Below are 3,083 nucleotides of genomic sequence, written 5' to 3'. Positions count from 1 at the left end.
AGACCCTTAGTGCCATCAAGATAAGCCTTGATGGCGTTGAGCTTAAATTGCTCTGTGTACTTGCTCATGTTGAAACCCCAAAAAGTTGGATATGTGTCCAACTTTTTGGGGGCAGTCCAGGGCTGTTTCGGCTTTTCACCGCGCTGCTTTAGCTTTTCGTAGGAGCTGCCGAAGGCTGCGATCTTTTGCTTTTAAGGATCAAAAGCTCGCAGCCTGCGGCAGCTCCTACGCGAGAGCGTCAGCCAAGCCGCTGTAGCAGGTGGCCAAGTGGTATGGCGTGGTTGATGGCATGTCGGCACGACTGACCTTACCGTCGCTGTCGCGGCACTCGTACCAGCCGCTAGGGTGCAAAAAGCGTTGTTGCAATGCCAGCAATTGGTGTTGCACTCGGGCCAAGCCGTCGGGGCGTAAGGTCAGGGCGCGCAGGTATTCGGCTTGGGCCCAGATGCGTTGGGTGCCATCGCGTAAGCTGCCATCCGGGGCCAGCATGCCGCACACCGCGCCGGTATGCGGGTCTACACCGACCTGTTCTGCAAAGCTAAACGCGCGGTCCAGCGAAGCATGCAGGGAGGTCTGACGCAGCAGGGGCGAGGACGCCAGCAAAAACAGCCATTCAAACTGATGCCCCGGCTCAAACCAGTTATCCACAGCCCCGCGTGGCTTCTCCAGCATCACGTTATGCACAGGCTCGATAAAGCGCTGTTGCATGCCGTCAGCCAACGCTAGCAAGGCGTTCTGCACAGGCTCGTCGTTGCGCACCGACAACGTCGCTAAGAAGGCTTCGGCCAAGTGCATCAACGGATTTTGCAAAGGGCCGCTGCCCAGTGATGACCAGTCTTGATCGAGGCTGGCTTCATATAAACCGTTGCCATCACTGAAACGCTCGGCCACCACTTGCAGTGCGGCATTGAGCACCGATTCGACCAATGGCTCGCGCACCTTGGCCCAGTAATGGGCGCAGGCGAAGATGATGAACGCGTGGGTGTATAAGTCTTTGCGTTGATCCAGCGGCGCGCCGTGCGGGTCGATGCTGTAGAACCAGCCGCCATGGTCGGCGTCGTGAAAGTGTCTTTTCAGCGAACGAAACAGCGCCGCCGCACGGTCGGCAGCGCCGGGAAAGGCCGGGTCGTCGATCAGGCTGGCGAATACATACAGCTGCCGTGCACAGGCCATGGCGCGATAGCGCTGGGGTGCCAGCGGTTGATGCGTGGGGCTGAGGGCTTCATAAGGCAGCGCCAGCTCGGCGTTCCAGCCGGGGACTTGCCATAGCGGCACGATGATCTGACGAAAATGCGCCTGTACGGCCGCAAAGGTTGCGCTCAGTTCAGGTGAAAAAGAGGTATTGGCTACATCACTCATCGGCGGGCGTCGTCACGGCTGGGGCGTTTGCGCGACATGATACACCGTCAGTATCCCCGTAGGCGCTGCCGAAGGCTGCGATCTTTAGGTCTTGAACATCTAAAGATCGCAGCCTTCGGCAGCTCGCGATGTTAAGAAATCAGCAAGCCCTGTTTCTCGATAAACGCCACGATGGTGTCTAGACCATGTCCGGTCTTTTGGTTACTGAACACAAACGGTTTGCCGCCGCGCATGCGTTGGGTATCGCTGTTCATCAACTCCAGCGAAGCGCCGACCAGTGGCGCGAGGTCGATTTTGTTGATGACCAGCAAGTCTGACTTACAGATACCTGGCCCGCCCTTGCGCGGCAGTTTATCGCCTGCTGAGACGTCGATAACGTAGATAGTCAGATCGGACAGCTCCGGGCTAAAAGTGGCCGATAAGTTATCCCCACCCGACTCGACCAGAATCAAGTCCAGCCCCGGAAAGCGTCGGTTCAGTTGATCCACGGCCTCAAGGTTAATCGAGGCGTCTTCGCGGATCGCCGTGTGTGGGCAACCACCGGTTTCGACGCCCATGATGCGCTCAGGCGCCAGTGCTTCATTACGCACCAAAAAGTCTGCGTCTTCGCGGGTATAAATGTCGTTTGTGACCACTGCCAAGTTGTACTTGTCACGCAGTGCCAGGCACAGGGCTAAGGTCAATGCGGTTTTGCCGGAGCCCACCGGGCCACCGATGCCGACGCGCAAGGGTTGTGTGTTCATTGCATTCTCCTAGGAACGAAATAGGCGGCTGTACTGGCGCTCGTGGGCCATGCTTGTCAAAGAAAGTCCGAAAGCGGCACTGCCCAAGTGGGATACGTCGAGTGAACTGGCTTGCTGCTGGGTCTGCTGCAACGTGGGCGATAACTCGCTGGTTAGGCGCTGAGCCGCCTGTTGGCCCAGCGGCAGGGTTTTCATCAACACCGCGAGCTGGTTTTCCAGCCAGCTCCACAACCAAGCGGCGAGGGCATCTTGTGGGCTGATGCCCCAAGCGCGAGCGGCCAACGCCCAACCGAGTGCCAGATGCGGCTCATGTTGTTGAGTGAGAAACAGGCGGGCGGGGTCATCCAGTTCGGGTAAGCCGTTGAGCAGTTGCTGCAAGGAATAGCCCATTTGGCGGCTCTCCAGATGCAGTTCGCGAGTTTCACGGCTGGCGCGGTGTTCGTCGCACAGTCGCTGCAACGTCGGCCAGTCGTGGTCCGTGGCGGCCTGGCAATGGGCAAGCAGCAGCGGCGCCTCAAAGCGTGCGAGGTTGAGCATTAACTGGTCACGGATCCAACGTGCAGCGCGGGCCGAGTTGGTCACGCGACCTTCGTCCACAGCCATTTCCAGCCCTTGGGAGTAGCTGTAACCGCCAATGGGCAGCTGCGGGCTGGCCAGACGCAATAGCGCCCATGCCGGACTCACAAACGCACACCAAATTGATGCAGGCGCGGGGCGTAGTTGAAGTCTTCTTCGCCAGCACGTGAATGATGATGCCCACCGCCGTAAGCACCGTGTTCGGGGTGGAAGGGCGCCTCAATAGACTCAGTATGTGCGCCCAACTGTTCCAACATCGCCTTGAGTACGTAGTCATCCAGCAAGCGCAGCCAGCTATCACCCACTTGCAAAGCCACGTGGCGGTTACCCAAATGATAGGCCGCGCGGGTCAGCTCAAAGGTGTTGAGACATGTCACGTGCAGCAGGTTTTCGGGGCTGGCGCCC

The 3,083-nt window shown here is 58.8% G+C and carries 4 protein-coding genes; all 4 read right to left on the bottom strand.

From position 1 onward, the window contains the following. Positions 1–225: 225 nt before the first annotated feature. A complete protein-coding gene (locus tag AQS70_RS08305; protein WP_055102376.1) occupies positions 226–1,359 on the bottom strand; it encodes an AGE family epimerase/isomerase in 1,134 nt (377 codons plus the stop codon). 131 nt (positions 1,360–1,490) lie between these two features. Then, positions 1,491–2,102, bottom strand: a complete 612-nt coding sequence (ureG, locus tag AQS70_RS08300; RefSeq protein WP_055102375.1) for an urease accessory protein UreG — start codon at positions 2,100–2,102, stop codon at positions 1,491–1,493. Positions 2,103–2,111: 9 nt separating this feature from the next. Further along, entirely contained in the window at positions 2,112–2,786 is a 675-nt protein-coding gene (locus AQS70_RS08295; RefSeq protein WP_055102374.1) for an urease accessory protein UreF, read from the bottom strand. Further along, positions 2,783–3,083, bottom strand: a 301-nt coding sequence (locus AQS70_RS08290; protein ID WP_162233889.1) for an urease accessory protein UreE, incomplete at its 5' end; no start/stop codon positions are given. The genes AQS70_RS08295 and AQS70_RS08290, both read right to left, overlap by 4 nt.

The sequence above is a fragment of the Pseudomonas endophytica genome (genome assembly GCF_001411475.1).
Taxonomy (GTDB): Bacteria; Pseudomonadota; Gammaproteobacteria; order Pseudomonadales; family Pseudomonadaceae; genus Aquipseudomonas; species Aquipseudomonas endophytica.
The sequence above is the reverse complement of the archived record's forward strand: the minus strand, read 5'-3'. Positions and strand labels throughout refer to the sequence as shown.